At 55.0% G+C, this 1085-nt stretch carries 1 protein-coding gene; it reads right to left on the bottom strand.

All coding sequences use genetic code 11. From position 1 onward, the window contains the following. Positions 1 to 915, bottom strand: a 915-nt coding sequence (locus Q7T36_RS17865; protein ID WP_304852058.1) for a hypothetical protein, incomplete at its 3' end; no start/stop codon positions are given. Positions 916 to 1085 lie beyond the last annotated feature (170 nt).

Genomic DNA, 1085 nt, shown 5'->3' with positions numbered 1-1085 from the left:
GTTGCCGCCATCACCACCGTTGCCAGCCTTGGCGCTGCCGTTCTCGGCATCGCCAGCCGTGGCGCTACCGTTGCGGGCCTTGGCATAACCACCGTCACCGCCGGAACCGCCGGAGCCGCCGTTACCGCCGTTACCGGCATTGCCACCATTGCCACCGTTGCCGCCAGCGCCACCGTCGCCGCCTTCGCCACCTTTGGCGTTACCGCCAGCGCCGCCGTAGCCGTCACCGCCGCGGCCGCCACTGGCGCCATTGGCGTTACCCTCGTTGGAGGCCCTATTGCCGATGTTGGAAACCTCGTTACCGCTTACCTTGCCTTCGAGGTCGATCTTGGCAATGGCCTTGTTGGTATTGAAGGCGTTGGTGAAGTTGGATGTGGCCGTACTGCCGCCGGCTGCAGCGGTGCCGTAATCCTTGGCTTCGGCTTCACCCTTGTTGTTGCGGTTGTCGCCAGCACTCTTGTCGTTGCCCTGATCCGAATTGTTCGTGTTGGCAGTGCCGCCATTGTTGGCGGCGGCTGCCTGATCCTTGGCCTTGGCTTCACCGCCAAAATTACCGGTCTTGGTATCAGTATCGGTCTTGGTGATGGTCTTGGTGTCAGTATCAGTCTTTGTGATGGTCTTGGTATCCGTGTCGTTCTTTGTAATGGTCTTGGTGTCAGTATCGTTCTTGGTGATCGTATTGTTGCTGTTCTTGGTATTGGTACTGCTGTTCAGCTTCGAGTTGTTGGTGTTGTCGGTCGCAGTCGAAGCTTCATTCGCTTGTATATTGCCCTTGCCTTCCTGTTCGGATTTGGCGATGGCGGTCTGATCGACTTCGCCGGTTGATGCGCCAGCATTGGTGTTGACGGGGTTCGCCCAAGCGGTACTTGCCCCAAAAGCCAGTGCTATCGCCGTCGCCAAGAGTGTCTTTTTCATGGTAGTTCCTTCAAAAGTTACTAGTTGAGATTTACATGGCTCGACGTACGAAATACGCCAATCCAGCTTACACACTGCAACTTCAATGCCAGGGAAAAAATAGTGCCTCTAAGTCATTGATAAATAAGGAAATAATTTGTTTCTTAACCGTTGAAGACTTACTTTTTCAC

The sequence above is a fragment of the Fluviicoccus sp. genome (assembly GCF_030646115.1).
GTDB lineage: Bacteria > Pseudomonadota > Gammaproteobacteria > Pseudomonadales > Moraxellaceae > Fluviicoccus.
The sequence above is the reverse complement of the archived record's forward strand: the minus strand, read 5'-3'. Positions and strand labels throughout refer to the sequence as shown.